At 65.0% G+C, this 22509-nt stretch carries 24 protein-coding genes and 1 pseudogene; 9 read left to right on the top strand and 16 right to left on the bottom strand.

The features are described from left to right. The first annotated feature begins 50 nt into the window (after positions 1 to 50). Positions 51 to 899, top strand: a complete 849-nt coding sequence (locus QO034_RS12165; protein ID WP_407696762.1) for a helix-turn-helix domain-containing protein — start codon at positions 51 to 53, stop codon at positions 897 to 899. A gap of 117 nt (positions 900 to 1016) precedes the next feature. Here QO034_RS12165 and QO034_RS12170 read toward each other — a convergent pair whose 3' ends face one another. The 4 genes from QO034_RS12170 to QO034_RS12185 all read right to left on the bottom strand — a co-directional run bounded on the left by QO034_RS12170 (position 1017) and on the right by QO034_RS12185 (position 4413). After that, positions 1017 to 1418 carry an SDR family oxidoreductase gene (locus tag QO034_RS12170; RefSeq protein ID WP_284485832.1) on the bottom strand — a complete coding sequence of 134 codons (402 nt, stop codon included), beginning with the start codon at positions 1416 to 1418 and terminating at the stop codon, positions 1017 to 1019. A 28-nt stretch (positions 1419 to 1446) separates the two neighbouring features. Continuing rightward, positions 1447 to 2928: a carnitine 3-dehydrogenase gene (locus QO034_RS12175; protein WP_284485809.1), complete on the bottom strand. Its 1482-nt coding sequence runs from the start codon at positions 2926 to 2928 to the stop codon at positions 1447 to 1449. Positions 2929 to 2980: 52 nt separating this feature from the next. Beyond that, positions 2981 to 3322 carry a lipocalin/fatty-acid binding family protein gene (locus tag QO034_RS12180; protein ID WP_284485810.1) on the bottom strand — a complete coding sequence of 114 codons (342 nt, stop codon included), beginning with the start codon at positions 3320 to 3322 and terminating at the stop codon, positions 2981 to 2983. 179 nt (positions 3323 to 3501) lie between these two features. Continuing rightward, positions 3502 to 4413 carry a BKACE family enzyme gene (locus QO034_RS12185; protein WP_284485811.1) on the bottom strand — a complete coding sequence of 304 codons (912 nt, stop codon included), beginning with the start codon at positions 4411 to 4413 and terminating at the stop codon, positions 3502 to 3504. A gap of 78 nt (positions 4414 to 4491) precedes the next feature. Here QO034_RS12185 and QO034_RS12190 point away from each other — a divergent pair, with 78 nt between their 5' ends. Beyond that, positions 4492 to 5472, top strand: coding sequence for a GlxA family transcriptional regulator (locus QO034_RS12190; RefSeq protein ID WP_284485812.1), 981 nt, complete (start codon positions 4492 to 4494; stop codon positions 5470 to 5472). A 6-nt stretch (positions 5473 to 5478) separates the two neighbouring features. Here QO034_RS12190 and QO034_RS12195 read toward each other — a convergent pair whose 3' ends face one another. Then, positions 5479 to 6525, bottom strand: coding sequence for an aldo/keto reductase (locus QO034_RS12195; RefSeq protein WP_284485813.1), 1047 nt, complete (start codon positions 6523 to 6525; stop codon positions 5479 to 5481). A gap of 89 nt (positions 6526 to 6614) precedes the next feature. On the opposite strand from QO034_RS12195, the gene QO034_RS12200 reads away from it, so the two are divergent. From QO034_RS12200 to metG, 4 genes are all read left to right on the top strand, one after another. Next, entirely contained in the window at positions 6615 to 6758 is a 144-nt protein-coding gene (locus QO034_RS12200) for a hypothetical protein (RefSeq protein WP_284485814.1), read from the top strand. A 48-nt stretch (positions 6759 to 6806) separates the two neighbouring features. Next, positions 6807 to 7403, top strand: a complete 597-nt coding sequence (locus tag QO034_RS12205) for a YceI family protein (RefSeq protein WP_284485815.1) — start codon at positions 6807 to 6809, stop codon at positions 7401 to 7403. A gap of 75 nt (positions 7404 to 7478) precedes the next feature. Then, the gene (locus QO034_RS12210) at positions 7479 to 8717 is read left to right on the top strand and encodes an MFS transporter (protein WP_284485816.1); all 1239 of its coding nucleotides are present in this window, start codon (positions 7479 to 7481) and stop codon (positions 8715 to 8717) included. Positions 8718 to 8835: 118 nt separating this feature from the next. Next, positions 8836 to 10545, top strand: coding sequence for a methionine--tRNA ligase (gene metG / locus QO034_RS12215; protein ID WP_284485817.1), 1710 nt, complete (start codon positions 8836 to 8838; stop codon positions 10543 to 10545). On the opposite strand, the gene QO034_RS12220 is transcribed toward metG, so the two are convergent. The 5 genes from QO034_RS12220 to QO034_RS12240 are packed head-to-tail and all read right to left on the bottom strand — an operon-like array spanning position 10542 to position 15052. Further along, positions 10542 to 11183, bottom strand: a complete 642-nt coding sequence (locus QO034_RS12220) for an ABC transporter ATP-binding protein (RefSeq protein ID WP_284485818.1) — start codon at positions 11181 to 11183, stop codon at positions 10542 to 10544. The two genes, metG and QO034_RS12220, sit on opposite strands and share 4 nt — an antisense overlap. Beyond that, positions 11129 to 11866: an ABC transporter permease gene (locus tag QO034_RS12225; RefSeq protein WP_284485819.1), complete on the bottom strand. Its 738-nt coding sequence runs from the start codon at positions 11864 to 11866 to the stop codon at positions 11129 to 11131. Before QO034_RS12225 ends, QO034_RS12220 begins: the two co-directional genes overlap by 55 nt. Positions 11867 to 11882: 16 nt before the next feature. Next, positions 11883 to 12857: an ABC transporter substrate-binding protein gene (locus QO034_RS12230; protein WP_284485820.1), complete on the bottom strand. Its 975-nt coding sequence runs from the start codon at positions 12855 to 12857 to the stop codon at positions 11883 to 11885. Positions 12858 to 12884: 27 nt separating this feature from the next. After that, entirely contained in the window at positions 12885 to 13859 is a 975-nt protein-coding gene (locus QO034_RS12235) for a PQQ-dependent catabolism-associated beta-propeller protein (protein ID WP_284485821.1), read from the bottom strand. A gap of 8 nt (positions 13860 to 13867) precedes the next feature. Continuing rightward, positions 13868 to 15052, bottom strand: a complete 1185-nt coding sequence (locus QO034_RS12240) for an ABC transporter substrate-binding protein (RefSeq protein ID WP_407696763.1) — start codon at positions 15050 to 15052, stop codon at positions 13868 to 13870. A gap of 180 nt (positions 15053 to 15232) precedes the next feature. Between QO034_RS12240 and QO034_RS12245 the strand changes: the two genes are divergently transcribed. Genes QO034_RS12245 through QO034_RS12255 form a run of 3 tightly spaced genes read left to right on the top strand, consistent with a single transcriptional unit; the run spans position 15233 to position 17530 of the window. Continuing rightward, positions 15233 to 15769 carry an SRPBCC family protein gene (locus QO034_RS12245; protein WP_284485822.1) on the top strand — a complete coding sequence of 179 codons (537 nt, stop codon included), beginning with the start codon at positions 15233 to 15235 and terminating at the stop codon, positions 15767 to 15769. Then, positions 15738 to 16718: a beta-propeller fold lactonase family protein gene (locus tag QO034_RS12250; protein WP_284485823.1), complete on the top strand. Its 981-nt coding sequence runs from the start codon at positions 15738 to 15740 to the stop codon at positions 16716 to 16718. The genes QO034_RS12245 and QO034_RS12250 overlap by 32 nt, the downstream gene beginning before the upstream one ends. After that, entirely contained in the window at positions 16718 to 17530 is an 813-nt protein-coding gene (locus tag QO034_RS12255) for a quinoprotein dehydrogenase-associated SoxYZ-like carrier (RefSeq protein WP_284485824.1), read from the top strand. The genes QO034_RS12250 and QO034_RS12255 overlap by 1 nt, the downstream gene beginning before the upstream one ends. A gap of 6 nt (positions 17531 to 17536) precedes the next feature. Here the strand turns inward: QO034_RS12255 and QO034_RS12260 are convergent, their stop codons facing one another. From QO034_RS12260 to QO034_RS12285, 6 genes and pseudogenes are all read right to left on the bottom strand, one after another. Then, positions 17537 to 18079, bottom strand: coding sequence for a PQQ-dependent catabolism-associated CXXCW motif protein (locus QO034_RS12260; RefSeq protein WP_284485825.1), 543 nt, complete (start codon positions 18077 to 18079; stop codon positions 17537 to 17539). Further along, positions 18076 to 18924 (bottom strand): substrate-binding domain-containing protein, encoded by an 849-nt coding sequence (locus QO034_RS12265; protein WP_284485826.1) that lies wholly within the window; start codon positions 18922 to 18924, stop codon positions 18076 to 18078. The genes QO034_RS12260 and QO034_RS12265 overlap by 4 nt, the downstream gene beginning before the upstream one ends. Next, a complete protein-coding gene (locus QO034_RS12270; RefSeq protein WP_284485827.1) occupies positions 18905 to 19441 on the bottom strand; it encodes a c-type cytochrome, methanol metabolism-related in 537 nt (178 codons plus the stop codon). Before QO034_RS12270 ends, QO034_RS12265 begins: the two co-directional genes overlap by 20 nt. Positions 19442 to 19518: 77 nt before the next feature. Beyond that, positions 19519 to 21321 (bottom strand): methanol/ethanol family PQQ-dependent dehydrogenase, encoded by a 1803-nt coding sequence (locus QO034_RS12275; RefSeq protein WP_284485828.1) that lies wholly within the window; start codon positions 21319 to 21321, stop codon positions 19519 to 19521. 225 nt (positions 21322 to 21546) lie between these two features. Beyond that, on the bottom strand, positions 21547 to 22383 hold the full coding sequence (gene fghA / locus QO034_RS12280) for an S-formylglutathione hydrolase (protein ID WP_284485829.1): 837 nt from the start codon (positions 22381 to 22383) through the stop codon (positions 21547 to 21549). Positions 22384 to 22392: 9 nt separating this feature from the next. Then, positions 22393 to 22509, bottom strand: a pseudogene (locus tag QO034_RS12285) (S-(hydroxymethyl)glutathione dehydrogenase); the annotation flags it as partial.

Genomic DNA, 22509 nt, shown 5'->3' on the forward strand with positions numbered 1-22509 from the left:
TGTGCACAAACCCGCCACATTGTGATATTTATAAACATATGCAAGACAAAATGAACAAACATCAGAGAGCCGAGCGGTTCCGCACCCGGCTGGCCCGTGCGATGCAGGACAGGCACCTCAGCCAGAGCGCCCTCGCCCGCCGGATCGGCGTGGACAGGTCGACGATCTCGCAATTGCTGACCGGCGATGGCGCGCGGCTTCCCAACGCACATGTGGTCGGCGCCTGCGCGGCGACGCTGGGGGTGTCCGCCGACTGGCTGCTCAGCCTGTCCGACCGGCCGGAAAGCGCCGCCGAACTGCTCGCCGGCAGTCTCAGCCTGACCGAAGCGCCGCGTGCGCTGGTGGATCAGCGCATCTTTGACTGGCATGGGGAAGCGGCGGGCTACAAGATCCGCCATGTTCCGGCGGCGCTGCCGGACATGCTGAAGACCCGCGCCCTGCTGGAATGGGAATACGCCCCCCATCTCGGCCGCACCGCCGACCAAGCCATCGGCGCCTCGGAGGACCGGCTGGAATGGATGCGCGGCGCGCAGTCGGATTACGAGATCGCTCTTCCACGTTACGAACTGACCAGTTTCGCGCAGGGCACCGGCTATTACAGCGGCTTGCCGCTGGCGGTGCGGCTGGAACAGATCGACCGGTTTCTCGCCCTGTCCGAACAGCTTTACCCGCGCCTGAGACTCTACCTCTTTGACGCGCAGCGGCTCTACAGCGCGCCCCTGACGATCTTCGGACCGCTGCTCTGCGTCTTTTATGCCGGCGGGCATTACATGGCCTTTCGCGACCGCGACCGGGTCGAGGTCTTTACCCGGCATTTCGACACACTTGTGCGCGAGGCCGATCTGACCGCCCGCGACCTGCCGGGCGAATTGCGCCGGTTGCGGCAGGGAATGGGTTGACCCGACGGCCCGAAGAGTGGATCCGGGGCGGCCGGCGACCCCGGACAAGCCTTTCAACGGGGGCCAGCCCCCGTACCCCCGGAGTATTTCAGCAAAGATGAAGCAGGGCGCGCGGGATCACGGGGCCGGCTGCGGGTCCCGATCGGCCCTATGCCCGGCGGTGGAAGAGGTCAGGACGATCGCGCCGCGCCCGGCGGGTTTCATCAGTGGCGCCGCGTATCTGACGGTGAGGAATACACTGTCAAGCCTGACCGCAAGGCAGGATCGCCAGTCGCTCAGGGCAATGTCCTCGACCCGCGCGGTCGGCCCGGCAAACCCCGCATTGGCGCGGAGCGTATCGAGTCCGCCCCAATCCGCCGCCACTTGCCCGAAGAGATCTCGCATTTCCGGTTCGTCGGCGACGTCGTTCCGCCCCATGCGCCAATGGCCGGGCGCCCGCCCGGGCGCGACGGCATCCACCTCGGCGATCCGGAACGCATGACCCGCCGCGTCAATGGCCTTCGCCATCGCGGGTCCGATGCCCCGGCAGTGATCAGAACCCGCCCTGTCACGACCGCTTGCGGATCGCGGCCCCGGCCCCCTCGGGCCAGGGAAGGCCTGATTGCGCGGCGCTGAGCCTGACCAGCGCCGACTCGATCGCGGCGGAGGGCGCGCAGGGCCTGCGGGTTTCGAGGCTGACATGCAGCAGGAAATGTTCGCCCGTCGCGAGCAGCCTGTCGCCGTCATACATGCGGTGAAACAGGTGCAGTTTCTTGCCCTGCCCCAGAAGCAACTGCGTTTCGACCCTGATCCGCGTCCCCGCCAGCGCCTCGTCCAGATGCCGGATATGGGTTTCTGCGGTGAAATAGCTGCCGCCCGCCGGGTCTGCGATGTAGTCGCTGTCGCAGCCGATCAGTTCCATGAACCGGTCGGTCGCAGAGGCGAAGGCATCGAGATAGCGCGATTCGGTCATGTGACCGTTGTAATCCGTCCAGTCCAGCGGCACGGCTCGGGACAAGGTCAGGACCAGCCTGTCCAGAGTCTCCAGCTTGTCGACCCCTCCCGACAGGCCCGCGCCCGGTTTCAGGGCGGCATCATGCGCATTGAGCAGCGCGCCGGCGCCCCAGTCCTGCTGTTTCAATGCCCGCATCATCGCGACGAGGTTGTTGTCCCGGATGCGTTCCAGATCGCGGATCGAATGTCTGCCCGATTGGGCATCGGACTGATCCGCGATCCGGCCGATCAGATCGTCGGTCAGTTCCGGCACATCCATCAGTTTCGTCCAGGGCCAGCTGAGACAGGGACCGAACTGGGCGATGAAATGCTTCATCCCCGCTTCGCCGCCCGCCACGCGATAGGTTTCGAACAGACCCATCTGCGCCCAGCGGATGCCAAAGCCGTAGCGGATCGCGTTGTCGATTTCCTCGGTCGTGGCGACGCCATCCCTGACCAGCCAGAGCGCTTCTCGCCAGACCGCTTCCAGAAACCGGTCGGCGATATGGGCGTCGATTTCCTGCCTGACGTGCAGCGGGTAAAGCCCCAGCGAGGTCAACAGCGCTTTGGCCGCGTCCACGGTCTCGGGCGGATTGGCCACGGTCGGCACCAGTTCGATCAGCGGCAGCAGGTAGACCGGGTTGAACGGGTGCGCCACGACGATCTGGCCCGGCCGGGCGGCACCGTCCTGCAACTGGCTCGGCCTGAATCCTGACGTGGACGACCCGATGATCGCCGTCTCGGCGCAGGCCGCCTGGATCGCGGCGAGCGTGACGTGTTTCAGGTCAAGCCGTTCGGGCACGCTTTCCTGTATCCAGGCCGCGCCGGCCACGGCCGACGCGATGTTGTCGTGAAAACTCAGCCGGCCTTCGGGCGGCAGCGGCGCATCGCTCAGCCCCGGAAGCGACCTGCGCGCGTTGCCGAGCACCTCGCCGATCTTGCGCTCCGCGTCCGGATCGGGGTCGAACGCCCGCACATCCCATCCGTTCAGCAGAAAGCGGGCGGCCCAGCCGCCGCCGATGACGCCCCCGCCGATGATTGCCGCAGTCCCTGTCATGGTCTCAGTCCCCGTTGGTGGAAGGTATTGGTTTCGCGCCGCCGCAGCCGGATCAGTCCGACGCTTCCAGACGGCTGACGTTCCAGCCGTAGAAGGCCATGACGTCCCGCGCCGCGGCGATCCGGTCCGGCGCGACGGGGGCCGTCCGGTTCAGGATGAACCCGATCCGCCCGTCGACGGACCCGAGCGCCGCAGTGCGGAACCCGTCGTCCACCCACATCACAGCAACCCCGTTGCGTTCGTTCACCGCAAAGACGCGACCGCTTGCGGCCTCCGTCAAAGTGCTCCGTTCAGGGTCGAACCGCAGCGGTCCGTCCGGCACCGCACCGAAGCGGGCGACGACCTGCCAGTCGCCGCCAAAGCGGTCGGCCTGAAACCGGGTCGTCGCCCCCATCGGCGTGCCGGTATCGCGATAGACGCCGTCCTTCGGCGCGGCACAGGCTCCAGATATCGCGGTCAGAAGAATGGCCGCAAACGTCCGTCGCCCGCGCCCGGTCCGGACGCCGCGATGTGCGTCTTCGGGGCAATGTCCCCATGGACCCGGTTGTGGTCGCGTCGACGGGTTTGCGGCGATCACAGCGGCGCCCGCTTCACCAGCCCCAGCTTCTCGCGGACCTCGGCCGGGCCGATCACCCTCGCGCCCATGTTCTCGACGATCGTGCACGCACGTTCGACCAGTTGCCAGTTCTCGGCCAGCACGCCCTTGTCCAACCACAGGTTGTCTTCCAGCCCGACCCTCACGTTGCCCCCTGCCAGCACCGCGGCCGCCACATAGGCCATCTGGTTGCGGCCGAGCGAGAAGGCCGAAAAGGTCCAGTCCTCGGGCACGTTGTTGACCATCGCCATGAAGGTGTTGAGATCGTCCGGCGCGCCCCAGGGCACCCCCATGCAGAGCTGCACCAGCGCCGGGCTGTCCAGAACGCCGTCCTTGACCAGTTGCTTCGCATACCAGAGATGCCCGGTGTCAAAGGCTTCGATCTCGGGTTTCACGCCCAGGCCGGTCATCATCCGCCCCATCGCCTGCAACATGCCCGGCGTGTTGGTCATCACGTAGTCGGCTTCGGCGAAATTCATCGTGCCGCAATCCAGCGTGCAGATTTCCGGCAGGCATTCGGCCACATGCGCGACCCGCTCCGCCGCGCCCGCCATGTCTGTGCCCGCCTCCCGCAGCGGCAGCGGGCGCTCGGTCGGACCGAACACCATGTCGCCCCCCATGCCCGCGGTCAGGTTCAGCACCACATCGGTGTCGGAATCCCGGATACGGTCGGTAACTTCGCGGTACAGTTTCACGTCCCGGCTGGGCGCACCCGTGTCCGGGTCGCGGACGTGGCAATGGACGACGGCCGCCCCGGCCTTCGCCGCGGCGATGGCGCTGTCGGCGATCTGTTTCGGGTTGCGGGGCACATGCGGGCTTCGGTCCTGTGTGCCGCCCGATCCGGTGACGGCGCAGGTGATGAAAACCTCTTTGTTCATGTCCAATGGCATCTCGGGTTCCTTTCCTTCGCCGCGCCGACAATGTCCCAGCTTGGCGGCTATCAGTTTACGTTTTAAGAATGGCAGTTGATGAAAACCGCAAAAAACATCCTGCGGCCCAGTTCTCATCCGCTGAACACAGCGGTTCTGGTGCTGGATGCCTGCAACACGCTGAGCTTCGCGGCGGGTGTCGATCCGATGCGGGCGGCCAACCGTATCGCCGGGCGGCGCCTGTTCGACTGGCGCTATGTCACGGCGACCGGTGCCCCGGCGACGCTGACCAGCGGCCTGTCGGTGCCGGGCGCCGCCCTCAGCCGCCTGGCGTCCTGCGATTTCCTGATGGTGATCGCGGGGTTCGACCTCAAACGCCAGTCGACCCCGTCCCTGCGCGCCGGCCTGCGCCGGATCGCGGCGACCGGGGCGACCCTGGCCGGGATCGACGGCGGCCCCTGGGTTCTGGCGGATGCCGGGCTGCTGGATCACCACCGCGCCACGACCCATTGGGAGGATCTCGACGATTTCGCGCGGGCCTTTCCGGATGTGACCACCCTGAAGGACCGGTTCCATATCGATGGGCCGCGCATGACCAGCGGCGGCGCGGCGCCCGCGATCGACATGATGCTGCATCTGATCAAACGGCGCTGCGGGGCGACGCTGGCGGCGCAGGTTGCGGGCGTGTTCATCTATGACAGCCCGAGCGACCCGTCCCGCGCCCAGATCCGAAGCGGGCCGCATCCGGATCATTCCCGGCTGACGGCGCGGGCCAGCGCCATCATGGAACAGACACTCGACGCGCCAGTGCCGATTCCCGAACTGGCGCGGCGGGCGGGAACCAGCCCGCGTGCGCTCCAGATGCAGTTTCGACAGCGGCTCGGGACGACGCCGAAAGCCCATTACCTCGCGCTGCGGCTGACCGAGGCCCGCCGTCTCGTCACCGATACCGACCTGTCGGTTCTCGACATTGCGCTGGCGACGGGGTTTTCCTCGGCCGCGGCCTTCGCCCGCGCGTTTCAGGCGGCGCATGGGGAGTCCGCCCGCGCCTTGCGCCAGGTGCGAAGACCCGCCGCCTGAGCCTTGTCAGAACGGCATCGGATGCGCCCTGTGGGCTGCGTCGATCTCGGACAGGACGTCGTCGCCGAGGTGGACGTCCACCGATGCCAGCGCGTGATCCAGCTGATCCATCCGGGTCGCGCCAAAGATCGCCGACGCCATGAACGGCCGGGTCCGGCACCAGGCAAGCGCCATGTGAACCGGGTCGATCCCGTGCCGGGCCGCGATGTCCAGATAAGCCGTGACCGCGCAATGCACACGGTCGGTTTCCCGCCCGCCGAGCCCCGGATTGAGAGATTTGCGCGACCCGTCCGGGACGGCGCCGTTCTGATACTTGCCGCTCAACAGCCCCACCGCCAGCGGCGAGAAGGCCAGCAGGCCGACATCCTCGTTCACGCTCAGTTCGGCGAGATCCGTGTCGTAGAGCCGGCAGAGCAGCGAGTATTCGTTCTGGATCGACGCGACACGGGGCAGCCCATGGTCCTCTGACAGGCGCAGCCATTGCGCCGTGCCCCAGGCGCTTTCGTTGCTCAGCCCGAAATGGCGTATGTTGCCCTTGTCCACCTGGTCCTGTAGCGCCACCAGGCATTCCCGCATGTTTGCGATGGTGTCGGCGCGGTTCTGCCCGGACGGATCGTAGGTCCAGTTCTTGCGGAACATGTAGCTGCCCCGGTTCGGCCAGTGGAACTGGTAGAGGTCGATGTAGCCGGTCCGCAACCGGCGCAGGGATCCCTCGATCGTGGCCGGAATCGTGGCCGCCGAGATCGGTGCGCCGTCGCGCACGAACCCCTGTCCTTCGCCGGAGTGTTTCGTGGCGAGGATATAGTCGCCGCGCCGCCCCGCATTGGCCGCGTTCCAGGTGCCGATGATTTCCTCGGTGCGGCCGACGGTTTCCCTGCAGACCGGGTTGACCGGATACATTTCGGCGGTATCGACGAAATTGATCCCCGCCGCCAGCGCCCGGTCGATCTGGGCATGGGCTTCGGCCTCGCTCGTCTGGGTGCCAAAGGTCATCGTGCCCAGACACAGTTCCGTCACGGTCAGACCGGTGCGGCCCAGCGGGTTCATTTTCATCGTCAACTTCCTTTTCCTGCCGGTGTGCAGCCTACCGCCTGCCGCGTCGGGGGCAATTCGAAAACGGGATGATGCGTTGAAAACAAGACATGAACACGCAGATTGAAACCATGGCGACTCATCTTCTGTCACCTTCCACCGAACGCCCCCGCCCGGCGCTTGCGCTGCATCCCGAGGTCGCGCTTGCCATGGCGCGGGTGCACGAAGCCTGCGGCGCGGCAAGGTCGAAATAATTCGACCGCGCCGCCCCGAAACCGCGTAAGACGGGGCAGGAGATTCGCATGATCCGCCTGAACCGCCGCGCGCTGGTGATTGCCCTGGGGAGCCTGACCATCGGTCGGCGCGCCGCCGCCGAACGGACGCGCTACCTGCTGGACGCGGCCGCCTCCAGCGTCGCTTTCCGGTTCTCGCTGAACGGGTTGCCGCAATCCGGGTCGATGCCGGTCAAACAGGCGGATGTGCAGATCGACACACGGAACCTGGCGAATTCGCGTGTCGACGTCTGGCTGGATGTCGCCCGCGCCAGCACCGGTCTGGTCTTCGCCACCCAGGCCATGATCGGACGCGACGTTCTGGACGCGGCCCGGTTTCCGTTCATCCGCTTCCGTTCCCGGTCGGTCCGGCTGGCGCCGGATGGGCGGTTGTCCGGCGGGGCGGAAATCGCCGGGGATCTGACCCTGCGCGATGTCACCCGGCCCATCGCCCTGAACGCTGGTCTCTACCGTCCTCCCGGCAGCGCGCCTGACGACCTGCGCAGCCTGACCGTGCTGCTGGACGGCCAGATCAGCCGGTCCGCCTTTGGCGCCGCAGGTTTCGCGGACCTCGTCGGCGACGCGGTGACGCTCGACATCAAGGCCGTCATACGGGCGGCGGAATGACCTTGGACGAAAACGACACGCTTGCGTCGAAAACAACCAAGCCAACCCGCCCCCGGCGGTCATGGTGGGTCCGACATGCGATTGCTGATCTCCTTTGCCGCCCTGTTTCTGTCAGTGGTCCTGTTGCAACTGTCCTCGGGCGGCGTCGGCCCTCTGGATGCGTTGTCGGGGCTGGCCCTGGGCTTCACGACGACCGAGATCGGGATGCTGGGCTCCGCGCATTTCCTCGGCTTTTTCATCGGCTGCTGGTGGGCGCCGCGGCTGATGGGCAGTGTCGGCCATTCCCGCGCCTTCGCCGCCTTCACCGCGACCGGCGCGATCGGGCTGCTGGCGCATATGCTGATCGTCGATCCCTTTGCCTGGGCCCTGATGCGGATCATGTCGGGCCTCTGCGTGGCCGGCTGCTACACGGTCATCGAGGCATGGCTGCAATCCAAGGTCACGAACGAAAGCCGCGGGCGGGCGATGGGCGCCTACAGGGTCGTGGACATGACCGGATCGCTTTTCGCCCAGCTTCTGATCGGCGTTCTCGAACCGGCGAGCTACGTGTCCTACAACATCCTCGCGATCCTCTGTTGCGCCGCTCTGCTGCCGCTGACGCTGACCACGGCGCAACAGCCGGACACCCCGGACGCCCCCCGCCTGCGTCCGATGCTGGCCGTGCAGATGTCACCGCTGGCGGCGGCGGGCGTCGTGGTCGCGGCCCTGTCTTCGGCATCGTTCCGCATGGTCGGCCCCGTCTATGGGCAGGAAGTCGGCCTGTCGGCGGGCCAGATCGGCTGGTTCCTCGCCACCTTCGTCCTTGGCGGGGCGCTGGCGCAATACCCGGTGGGCTGGCTGGCGGACCGGTTCGACCGCCGATGGGTGCTGATCTGGCTGTCGGTCGCCGCTATCGCCAGTTCGGTCCTGACCATGGGCGCACCGGATTTCGGACAGTCCGGCGTCATGTTCAGCGCCTTCGTGTTCGGCGCCACGACCTTTCCGATCTATTCGGTGGCCGCGGCCCATGCGCATGATTTCGCCCAAAGTTCCGAACGGGTGGAACTGTCGGCGGCGCTGATGTTCTTCTTCGCCCTCGGGGCGATCGCCGCCCCCGCCGTCGCCTCTGTCCTGATTGGCGCGTTCGGCCCGCACGCCATGTTCACCATGATCGCGGCCGGGCACCTGGTCCTCGTGATCTTCGGACTGACCCGGATGTGGGTGCGCCCGACGAGCACGGAGCGCACGCCCTATATCTATTCGCCACGCACCTCGTTCCTGGTCGGCCGCCTGTTCCGGCGTCAAAGGGACAGAGATCAGGGGCCGGGCGTATAGGGATTTCCGGTTCCGCCGTCCGATATGTCGGACAAAGCCCCTCCCACGGTCGAAAAAGACGGGGTGACGCCCACCACGGCCTGCGCTACACAACGCCGACCAATACGCGGACGGACACATGGCACGCATTCTCATCACCTCGGCCCTGCCCTATATCAATGGAATCAAGCACCTCGGGAACCTGGTCGGCAGCCAGTTGCCCGCCGATCTCTTCGCCCGATACATGCGCGGGCGCGGCAATGAAGTCCTGTTTCTCTGCGCCACCGACGAACACGGCACGCCTGCCGAACTGGCCGCCGCCAAGGCGGGCAAGCCGGTGGCGGAATATTGCGCCGAACTGCACGAGGTGCAGGCCGATATCGCGCGCCGCTTCGGGCTGAGCTTCGACCATTTCGGTCGCTCCTCCAGCCCGCAGAACCACAGGCTGACGCAACATTTCGCGGGCGTTCTGGCAGAGAACGGCCTGATCCGCGAAGTCAGCGAGAAACAGGTCTATTCCAGGGCCGATGGCCGTTTCCTGCCCGACCGCTATATCGAGGGCACCTGCCCCAATTGCGGCTATGACAAGGCGCGGGGCGACCAGTGCGAGAACTGCACCAAGCAGCTGGACCCGACCGACCTGATCGATCCGCGCAGCGCGATTTCGGGTTCGACCGACCTTGAGGTGCGCGAGACCAAGCATCTCTACCTGCGCCAATCCGCGCTTCGGGACGATCTGGACAAGTGGATCGACACCAAGACCGACTGGCCGATCCTGACCACCTCGATCGCCAGGAAATGGCTGCATGACGGCGATGGTTTGCAGGACCGCGGCATCACCCGCGATCTGGACTGGGGCATCCCGGTTCGAAAGGGCGATCAGGACTGGCCGGGCATGGAAGGCAAGGTGTTCTATGTCTGGTTCGACGCCCCCATCGAATACATCGCCTGCGCCGCCGAATGGGCCGAGGCGACCGGCAATGACTGGGAACGCTGGTGGCGCACCGACAAGGGGGCCGGCGACGTGCGCTATGTGCAGTTCATGGGCAAGGACAACGTGCCCTTCCACACGCTGTCTTTCCCGACCACCCTGCTGGGATCGGGCGAGCCATGGAAGATGGTCGATCACCTGAAGTCGTTCAACTATCTGAACTATGACGGCGGCCAGTTCTCCACCAGCCAGGGGCGCGGCGTGTTCATGGACCAGGCGCTGGACATCCTGCCGGCCGATTACTGGCGCTGGTGGCTGCTCAGCCACGCGCCGGAAAGCAGCGACAGCGAATTCACCTGGGAGAACTTCCAGCAGTCGGTGAACAAGGATCTCGCCGACGTTCTGGGAAATTTCGTCAGCCGGATCACCAAGTTCTGCCGCAGCAAGTTCGGCGAGACCGTGCCGGACGGTGGCGCATACGGCGCGCAGGAAGAAACTCTTCTGTCCGAACTGACCCGCCGCATCCGCGCCTACGAGGGCCATATGGACGCGATGGAAGTGCGCAAGTCGGCGCAGGAACTGCGCGCTATATGGGTTGCCGGAAACGAATATCTGCAAAGCGCGGCCCCCTGGTCCACCATCAAGGAAGACCCGGACCGCGCGGCGATGCAGGTGCGCCTGGGTCTGAACCTGATCCGGCTTTACGCCGTGCTCAGCGCGCCGTTCATCCCGGCCGCGAGCGCAGCGATGCTCGGTGCGATGAACACGCAGGACACCGGCTGGCCCGACGATGTGGCGGATGCCCTGTCCACCCTGCCCGCCGGACACGCGTTCACGGTGCCGGACGTGCTCTTCGCCAAGATCACCGACGAGCAGCGCGAAGACTGGGAAAACCGGTTCTCCGGGGTGCGGTCCTAGACCAGCGTCGCCGGGGCGCCGCCCAGCGTCAGGATGCGGTCGCTCAGCCGGGCGGCCTCGTCAGCGTCATGGGTCACGAAGATCGTCGCCGGCCGGTATTCGCGGATCAGCGCTTCGGTCAGGGTCAGCATCTCTTCGGCCAACAGAGGGTCCAGCGACACGAAGGGTTCATCCAGAATCAGCAGGTCGGGCCGCGCGGCGAAGGCGCGGGCCAGGGACAGCCGGCGTTGCTGCCCCAGCGACAACTGGCCCGGAAACAGGTCGGCCTTGTCTCCGATGCCGACTTTCTCCAACGCGGCGCGGGCGCTGTCGCGGTCAAGCTCGGGATGCACCAGCGTGATATTCTGCGACACGGTGCGCCACGGCAATAGCGTCGGTTCCTGAAACACGATGGCCATGGCGTCGGGACGTCGTATTTCTCCTTCGAACGCGGTATCGATGCCCGCGATCAGACGCAGCAGCGTCGTCTTGCCGATCCCGGACGGCCCCCGTATCGCGACGGTTTCGCCCTTTTCGACCGCGAACCGGATATCGCGCAGGACATGAGAGTCGCCAAAGGACTTGCGGATCACGTCGACGGAAATCACGCAGTTCTCCAGCGCCGCACCCGGCGTTCCCAGGGTTGCAGCATCGTCCATTCCACCAGCAGCATCACCGCGATGAAGGACAGCGAATAGATCAGCACGTGCACCACATCGAAAAGCTGGAAATAGAGATGGATCTGAAAGCCTATGCCGCTGGAACGGCCGAGGAATTCGGCGACGAGAACGATTTTCCAGATCACCGCGACTCCGGACCGCGCGGCCGCCGCCACGAAGGGCGCAAGCTGCGGCATCACCACATGGCGCAGATAGGTTGCGCGCGGCATCCGGTAGACCTGCGCCATCGCCTTGAGGTCAGGGTCGAGCGCCCGCGCGCCCTCGCGCACGATGGTCGTCACGTTCGGGATCTTGTTGAGCGTCACGGCGAGGATCAACGCGGTCTCGTTCAGCCCGACCCAAAGGTAGCAGAGCACGATCAGGACCAGCGCCGGCAGGTTCAGGAACACCACCAGCCACGGATCGAGCCAGGCATCGACCCTGGGAAACAGCCCCATCACCAGACCCAACGTCACACCGGCGGCCATCGCCAGGGCAAAGGCCCAGAGCACCCGGATCAGGGTCATCGCCAGATGGTAGGGCAAGGTGCCCGATGCAAGTTCGGCCCAGAACGGCGACAGGAGCGCGCCAGGCATCGGCAGGACCTCGGGGTCGTTTCCGATCCAGGCGGCGGCGATCCAGAGCAGAAGCAGCCCGATCAGGGACGCGAGGCGCACGTTCACGGATCGTTGGCCCCCTTCACCGGGTCCTTGCGAAGACACCGGGCGGCAGCGTCACCGCCGCGCCGACCAGCGCCTCGCCGCCGAGTTCCGCCATCAGGCGCAACAGCCGGTCCGCGCTGTCCGCATCGACCGGCGCATCCGGCGGAATGCCGGCGCGGAAATCCTCGCGCAGCGCCGTGAACTGAGCCTCGGTTTGCGCATTCATCCTGTCGCGCAGCGGCTGCCAGGCATCGTCGTCCCGCGCCAGCAGCGACTTCGACTGCCGCGTCGCCGCATGGAACGCTTCGGCGATGCCGGGATGCGCGGCGAGAAAGCTTTCTTTCATCACGTAGCCCAGAAGCGGCACATCGGGATCAAGGCCCAAAGCCACGGACGCGTCGGAGACCGAGATCAGCTCGCGCATTCCTTCGGCTTTCATCCGGGCGAGAAAGTGCCAGAAGTTGATGGCGCCATCGGTCTCTCCGGCCACCGCGGTCTTGTAGATCAGCGGCGGCGCGCCGTAGACCTGTTCGGTCTCTCCTTCCAGGTCCAGTTCGAATTCCTGCCGCGCATAGGCCCGCAGGATCAGCCAGCTCTTGTCCAGGGGGCCGCCGGCGATCCCGATCTTCTTTCCGGCCATGTCCGCCAGGGTTCGCGCAGGGCTGGTGTCGGGCACCACCAGCCCGCCGACCGCCCTGGAATAGGGAATGAACACGTAATCCTTGCCCGCCGCCCGCTGGCGGGCGACCCAGATCCAGTCGACCACGGCGGCATCGGCTTCTCCGCCTTCAAAGGCGACCCGCGTCGCGCCATTGTCGGCAAAGGGCAGCACTGTCAGGTCGAATCCGTTCGCGGCGTCGAAACCGTTGCGCTCGATCGTGTCGAGTTCCCAGTTGACCGTGCCGATCTGGAGCACCGCAACCCGCACGACGGGTGTCTCGGACCCCGCCGCCGCCACCGACGTCCAGATCCCGAGAACCAGCGCCGCGACGATGCCGAATACCTGTCTCACCTCGACCTCCTGCCTTTCCGGCCCGGATCAGTCCGGGGCCACCACGACGCCCCAGGGTTGCTGCCCGACCTGCACGGACTTCACCGCCTTCTGGGCGTCGACATCAATGATCGTCACATCGTTGGAGTTGCCGTTTGTCGTGATCAGGTATTTCTGATCCGGGGTGAACCCCAATTGCCAGACCCTCTGTCCGACGAGAATGTATTTGACCACCTCGTTGGTTGCAACATCGACAACCGCGACCCTGTTGGCCGGCCCGAGGGCCACGAACAGCCACTTGTTGTCGGCCGTGACCTGCATTCCGACCGGCTGCAACCACTCCGGCTGCACGCCAGCGACCTCGAATCCGATCTTGGTCAGCAACTGCGGACCGCCATCGGCGTTGGGATCGATGACGCTGACCGTGCCACCGATTTCCGAACTGACGAACAGGCCCGTGCCATCGTCCGTGTAGACCGCGTAGCGCGGGCGTTGATCGACCAGGATGTTGTGCTTGATCTCGTAATCGGTCGTGTCGATGAAATGCGCCATGTTCGTGGTTTCGGAGGTATTGATCACGAACCGCGTGTCCGGGCTGATCGCCATGCCTTCCGGTTCGACGCCGACCGGAATTTCCGCGACGATCGTGTGGCTCGCCGTGTCCACCACCGTGACGAGATTGTCATCCTCGTTGGCGATGTAGAGCAGGCTGCCGTCGGGATGCATGGTGAACAGTTCCGGGTCGGGACCGGATGGCAGGGTCCAGAGTTCCTCGTAGGTTTCGGCATCGAAGACCCGCACCGTGTCGTCGTCGGACGCGCAGACGTAAAGATGCTTGCCGTCCGGGCTGATCCCGATTCCGCGCGGGCGGTTTCCTGCGGGAAATTCCGTCAGAACCTCCCATGTGGCGCTGTCGATCACGGTGATCGTGTTGCCCTTTTCATTGCTGACATAGACCTTGCTGGCAAAGGCGGGCGACGCCAATGCAAGCCCCAGGGCGGTCAAGGCGGCCAGTTGTTTCATCGCTACCCTCATTCTTCAAATGCCATGCAGGCGGATTCCGGTTCGTCGAGTCCCAGCGTATCCAGCGTCGATCTCTGGTGCAGGTATCCTTCCTGCGGTGACACGCTGACCGTCAACTTGTTGTCGGTCAACAGGACCGGCTGGCGCATCTGCCCGTTCCAGGGCCGGAAATCGACCGGTCGTCCCTTGAACGCCGCGAGTTCGAACGCGTCGCTCAGGATATAGTCCCGCAGGACGCCGGGATCGTTGCTGTTGGTGCGGATGACCGCCTCGCCGATCACCCTCAGGGCCAGCCAGACCTGGTAATCCTCTTCCTGGACATAGCGTGTCGCGAGCTTTTCGAAGCGCCGCTGGAACTGCGTCGCGCCCCAGGCTTCGTGCGCGGCATGAAACGTCACCGGATGCAGGCCGCCGGCGCCCATCACCGGCCGGGGATCCCAGGCGTGAAACGGCAGATACAATCCGAAAACGTCAGAGGCGTCGGCGGCGATGATCAGGTCGTGTTCCCTGGCGTTCTGGGTCAGGACCGGGATCTGCCGCTGCACAAGAACGTGGCCGGTATCGGTGCGACGCGAACCGCCAGTGTCCTCGAACACGCGGGTTTCGACAATGGTCGCGCCGAACTTGTCGGCAGCGCGCCGATAGGCGTCCGCGAGCATCCGGTCCGCAGGGTTGGAACCTTCGATAAGAAACCAGCGCCGCCATTGTTTCCACAGCGCGAACTGGGCGACGGCATCCGCCATCATCGCTTCGCTGGGTGCGACATGCAGGATATTGGCGCGGCATTGGTCGTCGCGCAACGCGGTGTCCCGGGCCGAGGCGTTCAGGATCAGAACGTCGTCGCCCGCCCGATCCGCCAGCGCGAGAAGATCGCCGGCTTCCGCCATGACCACGATCAGCCGGATTCCGTCGGCGATCATCCGGTCCAGCGCGTCCGGTGCGGACTCGGGTGTCGCTGCGACGCTTTCGGAAAGGAACTCCATGCCGAGAAACCGTCCGGTTGTCTGGTTGTCCTCGGTCGCCAGGACCGCACCGGCGAACCCCAGATCGTCGGGGCGCAGATCGTAGCGGGAAATCGGCAGCTGGGACGGATAGTCCACCCGCAGGACACCCGAAACCACTTCGAGCGCCCGGACCGGACCGGCCCCGATCAATGCGCAGCCAGCCAACGCCAAAAGGAACCGACCCATCATTTCAGAATGCCTCCCCCCGGTATCTTGCCCCAGACGAGGGCCAGTTCAAAACCGATACTTATGGCTCATTGCAGCCGTGCCGTTCCCGCCTAGGATGTATGTGTCCGGAACGCGACGGAGCACATGACGGGGCATCCGGTTTCCCGACTCCGGCAACCGGTCAGGCAGTGGGAGGTGCGCATGAGAACCAGCAGACGAATCGCCATTCTTGTCGGGCTCCTCCTCCCCGCCATGGCGTTTGCGCATGGACCGACACGCCAGAAGGTCACGCTGACCACCGATGTGGCGGCGGCGCCGGAAGAGGTCTGGGCGATCATCGGCAATTTTCAGGACATGAGCTGGCATCCGGCGGTGCATTCGACCACCGGCGAAGGCGGCAACGAGATCGAAGCCACCCGCGTCCTGACTCTCGGGGCTGCCGACGGCCCGACGATTTCGGAAGAGCTCTACAAGTTCAGCGACGAGAAGATGAGCTATTCCTACCGGATCACCGATGTGGCGGTCGAAGTGCTTCCGGTCACGAACTATTCCTCGCACCTGACGGTCAAGCCGCTGGCCGCAGGCGGGGCGCAGATCGAATGGCGGGGCGCTTTCTACCGTGGCTATCCGAACAACGACCCCCCGCCCGAATTGAATGACGAGGCGGCCGTCGCCGCCGTCACTGCGGTCTATCAGGCAGGACTGGATGCGCTCGCCGCCCGATTTGCCAGCAACTAGGTTCAAGACCTTCGTGGTTCTCCCCGCCCTTGTCGCCACTTCGGTGGCGGCAGGGGACCTTGCCTTCGTGACCAATCAGAACAGCAGCGAACTGAGCATCCTGGACATTGCGGAACGCGCGGAACTCCGGCGCATTCCGATTCCGGGCCAGCCCGCAGGCATCGCGGTCCATGCGCCGTCGCAAACCCTTTTCACCGTCAGCCCTGACAGCAAGACCGTGCGCAAGCTGGATGCGGCGAGCGGCGCGGAACTCGGCCAGGTGGTGCTGGACGGCGGCCCGATCGGCATCGCCGTCGCGCCGTCAGGCGAGCGCATCTTCGTGTCCGACTGGTATAACGCCCGGATCTGGGTCATCGGATCGGCGGATATGGCGGTTCTGGCAACCCTGACCACGGGCAGCGCCCCGGCGGGCCTGGCCGTTTCCGGCGATGGACGCCTGCTCGTCTCCGCGGACCGGGATGCGAACCAGGTATCGGTCTTCGATCTCGCCACATTGGGCTTGCGCCACCGGATCGCGGTCGGCCTGCGCCCCTTCGGCATCGCCTTCGGACCCGGTGGCCGCGTCTTTGCCGGCAATGTCGGCTCCAATTCGGTGACGGTGCTGGACCCCGAGTCGGGGACCGTCCTGGGCACCGTTCCCGTGGGGGACCGGCCTTACGGCATCGCCTTTGCCAAGGGGGCGGGATTTGTCACCAACCAGTACAGCGACAACGTGACGGTGTTTGACCTGGCGACTCTGACCCCCCTGTCGACCATTCCGGTGGGCGAATACCCGGAAGGCATCGACGTGACAGGCGACGAAGAAACGGTTATCGTTGCGAACTGGTTTTCCAACACGGTCAGCCTCGTCGACGTGGAGCAGCGGACCGTCGTCGGCGAGATTGAAACCGGCGATGGCCCAAGAGCCTTCGGACGTTTTGTCGCCACGCTTTCTGAAAGGATGAATTGATGCTGAAACGTCCTCTCATCGTCCTCGCAACCGCCACGGCGGGGCTCGCCACATCAGCGCAGGCCAACGACCCGAGCTGGCCGGACCTGCGCGCGGCGCTTTATGCGGATCAGAGCCTGACCCTGGCAGGGAACGCGATCCGGATCGACACGCCCTATCGCACGCAGGATGACACCCGGACCCGGATCGCCGCCAGCCTGCGCGCGCCCGAAGGGCAGACGATCCAAAGCGTCACGGTCATTCTGGATGAAAACCCGATGCCGGTTTCCGCCGTCTTCGACCTGCACCAGCCGCTGCCGCAGTTCGACTTCGAGGCGACGATGCGGGTCAACGGACCGACGCCGGTGCATGTGGTGGCGAGAACCAGCGACAACCGGCTGCTGATGAGCGAAAGTTTCGTCAAGACCTCGGGCACCGGCGCCTGCGCCGCCCCGCCCGGAACCGACCCCGAGAAGGCGCTCGCCAGTCTTGGCAGGATGCAGCTGGACGTGACCGCGCCCGACCTGACCGCCCGGCTGACCCAGGCGGGAACGGAGGCCGCCGGGACGCTGGGCATCGCGATCAGCCATCCCAGCCATTCCGGCATGCAGATGGACCAGATATCGCTGCTGTTCATCCCTGCCCGCTATGTCCACACGCTCGACGTGGACATCGACGACACACCCTTCGCGCGGATCACCGGCAGCATCTCGCTGAGCGAGAACCCGCAGGTCGCGATCTCCATCCCGGCGGCGGCACGGGCGGTCGCCGTGACGATGACGGATACGGATGGCACGGTGTCCCGCGGCCAGGCATCGGTCGCGGGCTTCTAGCCGGCTTCACGGTTCGGGTTCCGGTTCGACCTTTTCGGTCGGATAGTCCAGGAATTCCCACGCATCGGTGCCTTCGGGAAACCAGTAGACGTTGGTGTAGCCATAGTCCTCGATGGCGCGTTTGGCCGCGTTCCAGGACATCCAGCAATCCGCGAGGCAGAAGAACAGGACCGGCGCATCGGCCTGCCCCGCCGTCGCCTTGGCAAGCCCGGCCCTGAAATAGGCATCCGTGACCGCCGCCAGCCCCCCGTATCCGACATTGGGCAGCCAGATCGCGCCGGGAATGGAATACCTGGGCTTGTCGCGCCAGATCGTCCCTTCCGGAAGACCGGCGGGTTTTGGCGCCCGCGGCAGAACGTCGACAAAGGCCACCGTGCCCGACTGCCAGAGTTCATGGGCCGTCTGCGCATCCACGACGGTTCCGCCGCGCAGGGTCTCCGGAACCGGGGACCGGTAATCGTCCTGACGATAGTCGGTGGGTTCGGGAACCGTTTGCGCGGAAACCGGCGCCGGCAGGGTCAGAAGGATGACTGCCAGCGCCCGGATCAATTCGCCTCTCCCAGCGGCCCGGTCCCCATGTCGTTGAGCAGCGGCACCCCCGCCTCTGTCAGGATCGCATCGATCTCCGCCTGGTTCCTGCGGATCAGCGAATTCAGCTTGCGCGCCCAGACCTTTTCGCCCTGGCGCACGCCCATCGTGATCCGGAAGAACAGGCGCGGCGGCAGCGTTTCCTTGATCAGCGGCGTCACGACAAGATCCGGATAACCGGCCTTGACCAGCGGGCCGCTGATCGGCCCCCACAAGAGAGCGCCGTCCAGCTCGCCCGCGTTCAGATCGTTCAGCATGTCGAGGATCGGCGATTCGTGCCGGCGATCGACCATCAGGTCATAGGGCCGCGCCCCCGCGATCAGGCCGTTGCGCGCCATATGCGTCGCCGGCGGCGATCCGGCCACCACCCCGAGGTGCGTCCCCTTCAGCCGCGGGTCCGACAGGGTATCCACCCCGTCGATCGGACTGCCCTTGCGCGTTACGAGCGTATAGGCGGAGGTGAAATAGTGATTGGTGTTCAGCACGAGTTCGTGACCCTGGGCATAGCCGATCACCACGTCGCATTTGTTGTCGCGCAGCGTGTTGCGGATGAACCCGGTCGCCATCGGATACCAGGTATATTCGACCGGCAGTCCAAGCTGGCCGGCGAACAGATCGGCCAGCCTGTTCTCGTATCCCGTCTCCTGCTTGCTGGACATCGGATCGTTGGCCGGGTCGGCACAGACACGAAAGGCGGTTTTGGACACCAGGTCCGACGTCTGCGACAGGCCGGTATCCGGCCCGAGAACCCAGAGCGCGGCAGCCAGGATCGGGACGACGGTGCCGCTAGCTCCCCATGCAGGCATCTTCGGCCTCTCGGACGCTGTCGCTTTTCGCTTCCTTCTGGGCCGGGCGCCCACGCGGCACGGCGTCCATGCCACGGGCCTTGAGATAGACATAGATGTCGTCGAGATAACACATGACGTTCGGGTTCTCACCGAAATGAGGCATCACCGAATTCCCCACCTGGCGGCCATTCACGACGACATCATAAAAATCGTAGTAGCCCATATGCACCGCCGAATTCTTGATCTTCGGCGCATAGGTCGAACCTTCGCCATCCGGACCGTGGCAGACATGGCATTCCGCATGATAGCGGCGAAAGCCGGAAAAGGTCAGCCAATCCACCGTGCCGTCTTCGCCGACATTGTAGGTCGGGATGTCATCTTCGGTGTAGTAGCGCCCATCTTCGGAATAGGCCACCGGCACATCGGGGTGATCGGCGCCCGGGTCCACCGGCTGGTCGAACCAGTTGGCGGCGAGAACGGTCATTGGCAGGCCGGCCAAGGCGGCGCTCGCAATGAAACGTGTCAGTATTTTCATGTCACTCCCCTGTTTTTCGTGATTGGCGCGGCCCGTTGAAGGGCCGCGCCAACCGGTTTCCCAGTCTGATCGACAGATCAGTTCGGCAGTGCAAAGACAGTCAACTGACCGCCCAGCGCCGTATAGTCGCTGAGCGCGGCATAGCCGCCCACGGCGCCAAGACCGTCGTTCGGGTTGGTCAGACCGGCCGCGAGACCGATACCCGCCCATCCGCCGATGCCCGACAGGATGCCGACATACTGCTTGCCGTCCACCGTGTAGGTCATCACGTTGCCGATGATGCCCGACGGGGTCTTGAAGCGGTAGAGCTCTTCACCGGTCGTGGCGTTGATCGCCTTCAGGTGGCCTTCGAGCGTGCCGTAGAACACGATGTCGCCGGCCGTCGCCAGGGCGCCCGACCAGACCGAGAACTTCTCGGGGATGGACCAGGCGATTTCACCCTTGACATTGTCCCATGCGATGAAGTTGCCCATGCCGCCGTGGCTTTCCGGCGCCGGGAACATGGCAAGGGTCGCGCCGACATAGGGTTGACCGGCCGTATAGCTGACGCGGAACGGTTCGTAGTCCATGCAGACGTGGTTGGTCGGCACATAGAACAGTTGCGTATCCGGCGAATAGGCCGCCGGCTGCTGGTCTTTCGTGCCCAGAGCCGCCGGGCAGATGCCGGTGGAGTTCACGTCCTCACCGTTCTGCTCGGTCGAATATTGGGCCACGACCGCGGGACGGCCGAAGGTGTCCGAATTCGGATCCATGTCGACGCCCGTAGTCCAGTTCACGGCCGGGTCGTATTTCTCGGCCACCAGCAGTTCACCGCTCACGCGGTCCATCGTGTATGCCAGACCGTTGCGATCGAAATGCGTCAGCAGCTTGCGCTGGGTGCCGTCGATTTCCTGTTCGGTAAGGATCATCTCGTTGATGCCGTCATAGTCCCATTCGTCATGCGGCGTCATCTGGTAGAACCACCGGGCCACGCCGGTATCGACATCGCGGGCCATGATGGTCATCGACCAGCGGTTGTCGCCAGGCCGCTGCGCGGGGTTCCAGGTCGACGGGTTGCCGGTGCCGTAATACATCAGGTTCTCTTCGGCATCGTAGGAATACCAGCCCCAGGTGGTGCCGCCGCCGATCATCCACTGATCGCCTTCCCATGTGTTGGTGCCGGAGTTTTCCCCGACCGGTGTGCCAAGATGGGTGGTCTTTTCCGGATCGACCAGGATGTCGCTGTCCGGACCCATCGAATAGGCGCGCCAGGCCAGGCTGCCGTCCGCCATGTTATAGGCCGTCACCGAACCGCGGACGCCGAATTCGCCGCCCGAGATGCCGACGATCACCTTGTCCTTCACCGGCAGCACCGTGGCCGTGTTGGTTTCCCCGATGGCCGGATCGCCGTTCTTGACGCTCCATTCCACCGCGCCGGTTTCCGCGTTCAGGGCGACCACCGTGGTGTCGGCCTGATGCAGGAAGATCTTGCCGTCGGCATAGGCGACGCCGCGGTTGACCGTATCGCAGCACATCACCGGAATGACGTCCGGGTCCTGCTTGGGTTCGTATTTCCAGATGATCCTGCCTTCGTCAGCAAGGTCCAGCGCATAGACGATGTTCGGGAACGGCGTGTGCACATACATCGTCGAACCGATCACCAGGGGCGAGCCTTCGTGACCGCGCAGCACGCCGGTCGAGAAGGTCCAGGCGACCTGAAGATCGCCGACATTGTCCTTGTTGATCTGATCGAGCGTCGAATACCGCTGGTTGCTGTAGTCGCCGGTCTGGATCGCCCATTGGTTCGGGTCGCTGATGATCTTGCTCAGGTCATCGTTGGCCAGCGCCATGCTCGTCAGACCGAACGCCAGTCCGGTTGATAAAGCGAGTAGTTGTTTCATTTCTTCCTCCCTAAGAAATCCATAGTCTACAGTGATCCCGCGGCTCCGCGCGGGCCTGCCCTCCTCGGTTCTTCAAGGCATCGGGCCTGCGGACATCTGCTGTCGCGCCGCCTTCTGCTCATCGCTGCGTTCCAGAGTCCCCCCATGTTGCGACCGCCGCCGGACCGGCCATCGGCCCCGCCGCGATCTTGGTCCCTGTTCGACCGGCCCTATGGCGCGCCATCGTCATGGCCGTTCCGCCTTCAGCCGGTCCGCATGCCACTTCACGTGATCGCCTGCAAAGGTGGCGACGAAGAAGTAGCTGTGGTCATATCCCTTCTGCAACCGCAGCACCGTGGGTTGCCGGCGCAGGCTCGCCGCCTCGGCAAAGGCCTGCGGGCGCAACAGGTCGATGAACTGATCGTCGGTGCCCTGGTCGATCAGGATGTCGCCATGCCAACCGGATTCACCCAGCAGAATGGAGGCATCGTGCTGCGCCCAGGTCGCTTCGTCATCGCCCAGGTAGGCGCTGAACTGCTTGCGGCCCCAGTCGGACTGGCTGGGGTTGACGATCGGCGAGAAGGCGGACAGCGACTGATACCGGGACGGGTTTCGCAGCGCGATGGTCAGGGCGCCGTGCCCGCCCATGGAATGACCCGTGATGCCGTGCCGGTCCGTCACCGGAAAGGACTCCTGCACGAGGCCGCGCAGCTCCTCGAGCACGTAGTCATACATCCGGAAATGCGGTTCCCACGGCCCCTGCGTCGCATTCAGGTAGAATCCCGCGCCGATGCCGAGATCATAGGCTTCGTCATCGGCGACCCCGTCGCCGCGCGGCGAGGTGTCGGGAAAGACGATGGCGACGCCATGGCGGGCGGCGTGACACTGAAACCCGCCCTTGGTCATCGCGTTCTCGTGGGTGCAGGTCAGGCCGGACAGATACCACAGGACCGGTACCGGCCCCTGTTCGGCCTGCGGCGGCAGGTAGACCGCGAAAGTCATTTCGACGCCGCAGGCTTCGGACTGGTGCGAATAGACCCCCTGAATGCCGCCGTAGCACCTGTTTTCAGAGATCTTCCGCATCGCCTCGCCTCAAAACTCGACGACGGCGCGGATGGATTTGCCTTCGTGCATGAGGTCGAAGCCCTTGTTGATGTCCTCGAGCGCCATGGTGTGGGTGATCATCGGGTCGATCTCGATCTTGCCGTC

The organism is Sedimentitalea xiamensis, from assembly GCF_030164465.1.
GTDB classification, from domain to species: domain Bacteria; phylum Pseudomonadota; class Alphaproteobacteria; order Rhodobacterales; family Rhodobacteraceae; genus Sedimentitalea; species Sedimentitalea xiamensis.

Excerpts from the sequence above, each read along its gene's own strand:
- QO034_RS12175 (WP_284485809.1), bottom strand. The coding sequence starts at position 2,928 with ATGACAGGGACTGCGGCAATCATCGGCGGGGGCGTCATCGGCGGCGGC.
- QO034_RS12195 (WP_284485813.1), bottom strand. The coding sequence starts at position 6,525 with ATGAAAATGAACCCGCTGGGCCGCACCGGTCTGACCGTGACGGAACTG.
- QO034_RS12205 (WP_284485815.1), top strand. The coding sequence starts at position 6,807 with ATGATCCGCCTGAACCGCCGCGCGCTGGTGATTGCCCTGGGGAGCCTG.
- QO034_RS12210 (WP_284485816.1), top strand. The coding sequence starts at position 7,479 with ATGCGATTGCTGATCTCCTTTGCCGCCCTGTTTCTGTCAGTGGTCCTG.
- QO034_RS12270 (WP_284485827.1), bottom strand. The coding sequence starts at position 19,441 with ATGAAAATACTGACACGTTTCATTGCGAGCGCCGCCTTGGCCGGCCTG.
- QO034_RS12220 (WP_284485818.1), bottom strand. The coding sequence starts at position 11,183 with ATGGACGATGCTGCAACCCTGGGAACGCCGGGTGCGGCGCTGGAGAAC.
- QO034_RS12200 (WP_284485814.1), top strand. The coding sequence starts at position 6,615 with ATGAACACGCAGATTGAAACCATGGCGACTCATCTTCTGTCACCTTCC.
- QO034_RS12180 (WP_284485810.1), bottom strand. The coding sequence starts at position 3,322 with ATGGGGGCGACGACCCGGTTTCAGGCCGACCGCTTTGGCGGCGACTGG.
- QO034_RS12275 (WP_284485828.1), bottom strand. The coding sequence starts at position 21,321 with ATGAAACAACTACTCGCTTTATCAACCGGACTGGCGTTCGGTCTGACG.
- QO034_RS12190 (WP_284485812.1), top strand. The coding sequence starts at position 4,492 with ATGAAAACCGCAAAAAACATCCTGCGGCCCAGTTCTCATCCGCTGAAC.
- metG (WP_284485817.1), top strand. The coding sequence starts at position 8,836 with ATGGCACGCATTCTCATCACCTCGGCCCTGCCCTATATCAATGGAATC.
- QO034_RS12165 (WP_407696762.1), top strand. The coding sequence starts at position 51 with ATGAACAAACATCAGAGAGCCGAGCGGTTCCGCACCCGGCTGGCCCGT.
- QO034_RS12185 (WP_284485811.1), bottom strand. The coding sequence starts at position 4,413 with ATGCCATTGGACATGAACAAAGAGGTTTTCATCACCTGCGCCGTCACC.
- QO034_RS12240 (WP_407696763.1), bottom strand. The coding sequence starts at position 15,052 with ATGATGGGTCGGTTCCTTTTGGCGTTGGCTGGCTGCGCATTGATCGGG.
- QO034_RS12235 (WP_284485821.1), bottom strand. The coding sequence starts at position 13,859 with ATGAAACAACTGGCCGCCTTGACCGCCCTGGGGCTTGCATTGGCGTCG.
- QO034_RS12250 (WP_284485823.1), top strand. The coding sequence starts at position 15,738 with ATGCGCTCGCCGCCCGATTTGCCAGCAACTAGGTTCAAGACCTTCGTG.
- fghA (WP_284485829.1), bottom strand. The coding sequence starts at position 22,383 with ATGCGGAAGATCTCTGAAAACAGGTGCTACGGCGGCATTCAGGGGGTC.
- QO034_RS12255 (WP_284485824.1), top strand. The coding sequence starts at position 16,718 with ATGCTGAAACGTCCTCTCATCGTCCTCGCAACCGCCACGGCGGGGCTC.
- QO034_RS12245 (WP_284485822.1), top strand. The coding sequence starts at position 15,233 with ATGAGAACCAGCAGACGAATCGCCATTCTTGTCGGGCTCCTCCTCCCC.
- QO034_RS12265 (WP_284485826.1), bottom strand. The coding sequence starts at position 18,924 with ATGCCTGCATGGGGAGCTAGCGGCACCGTCGTCCCGATCCTGGCTGCC.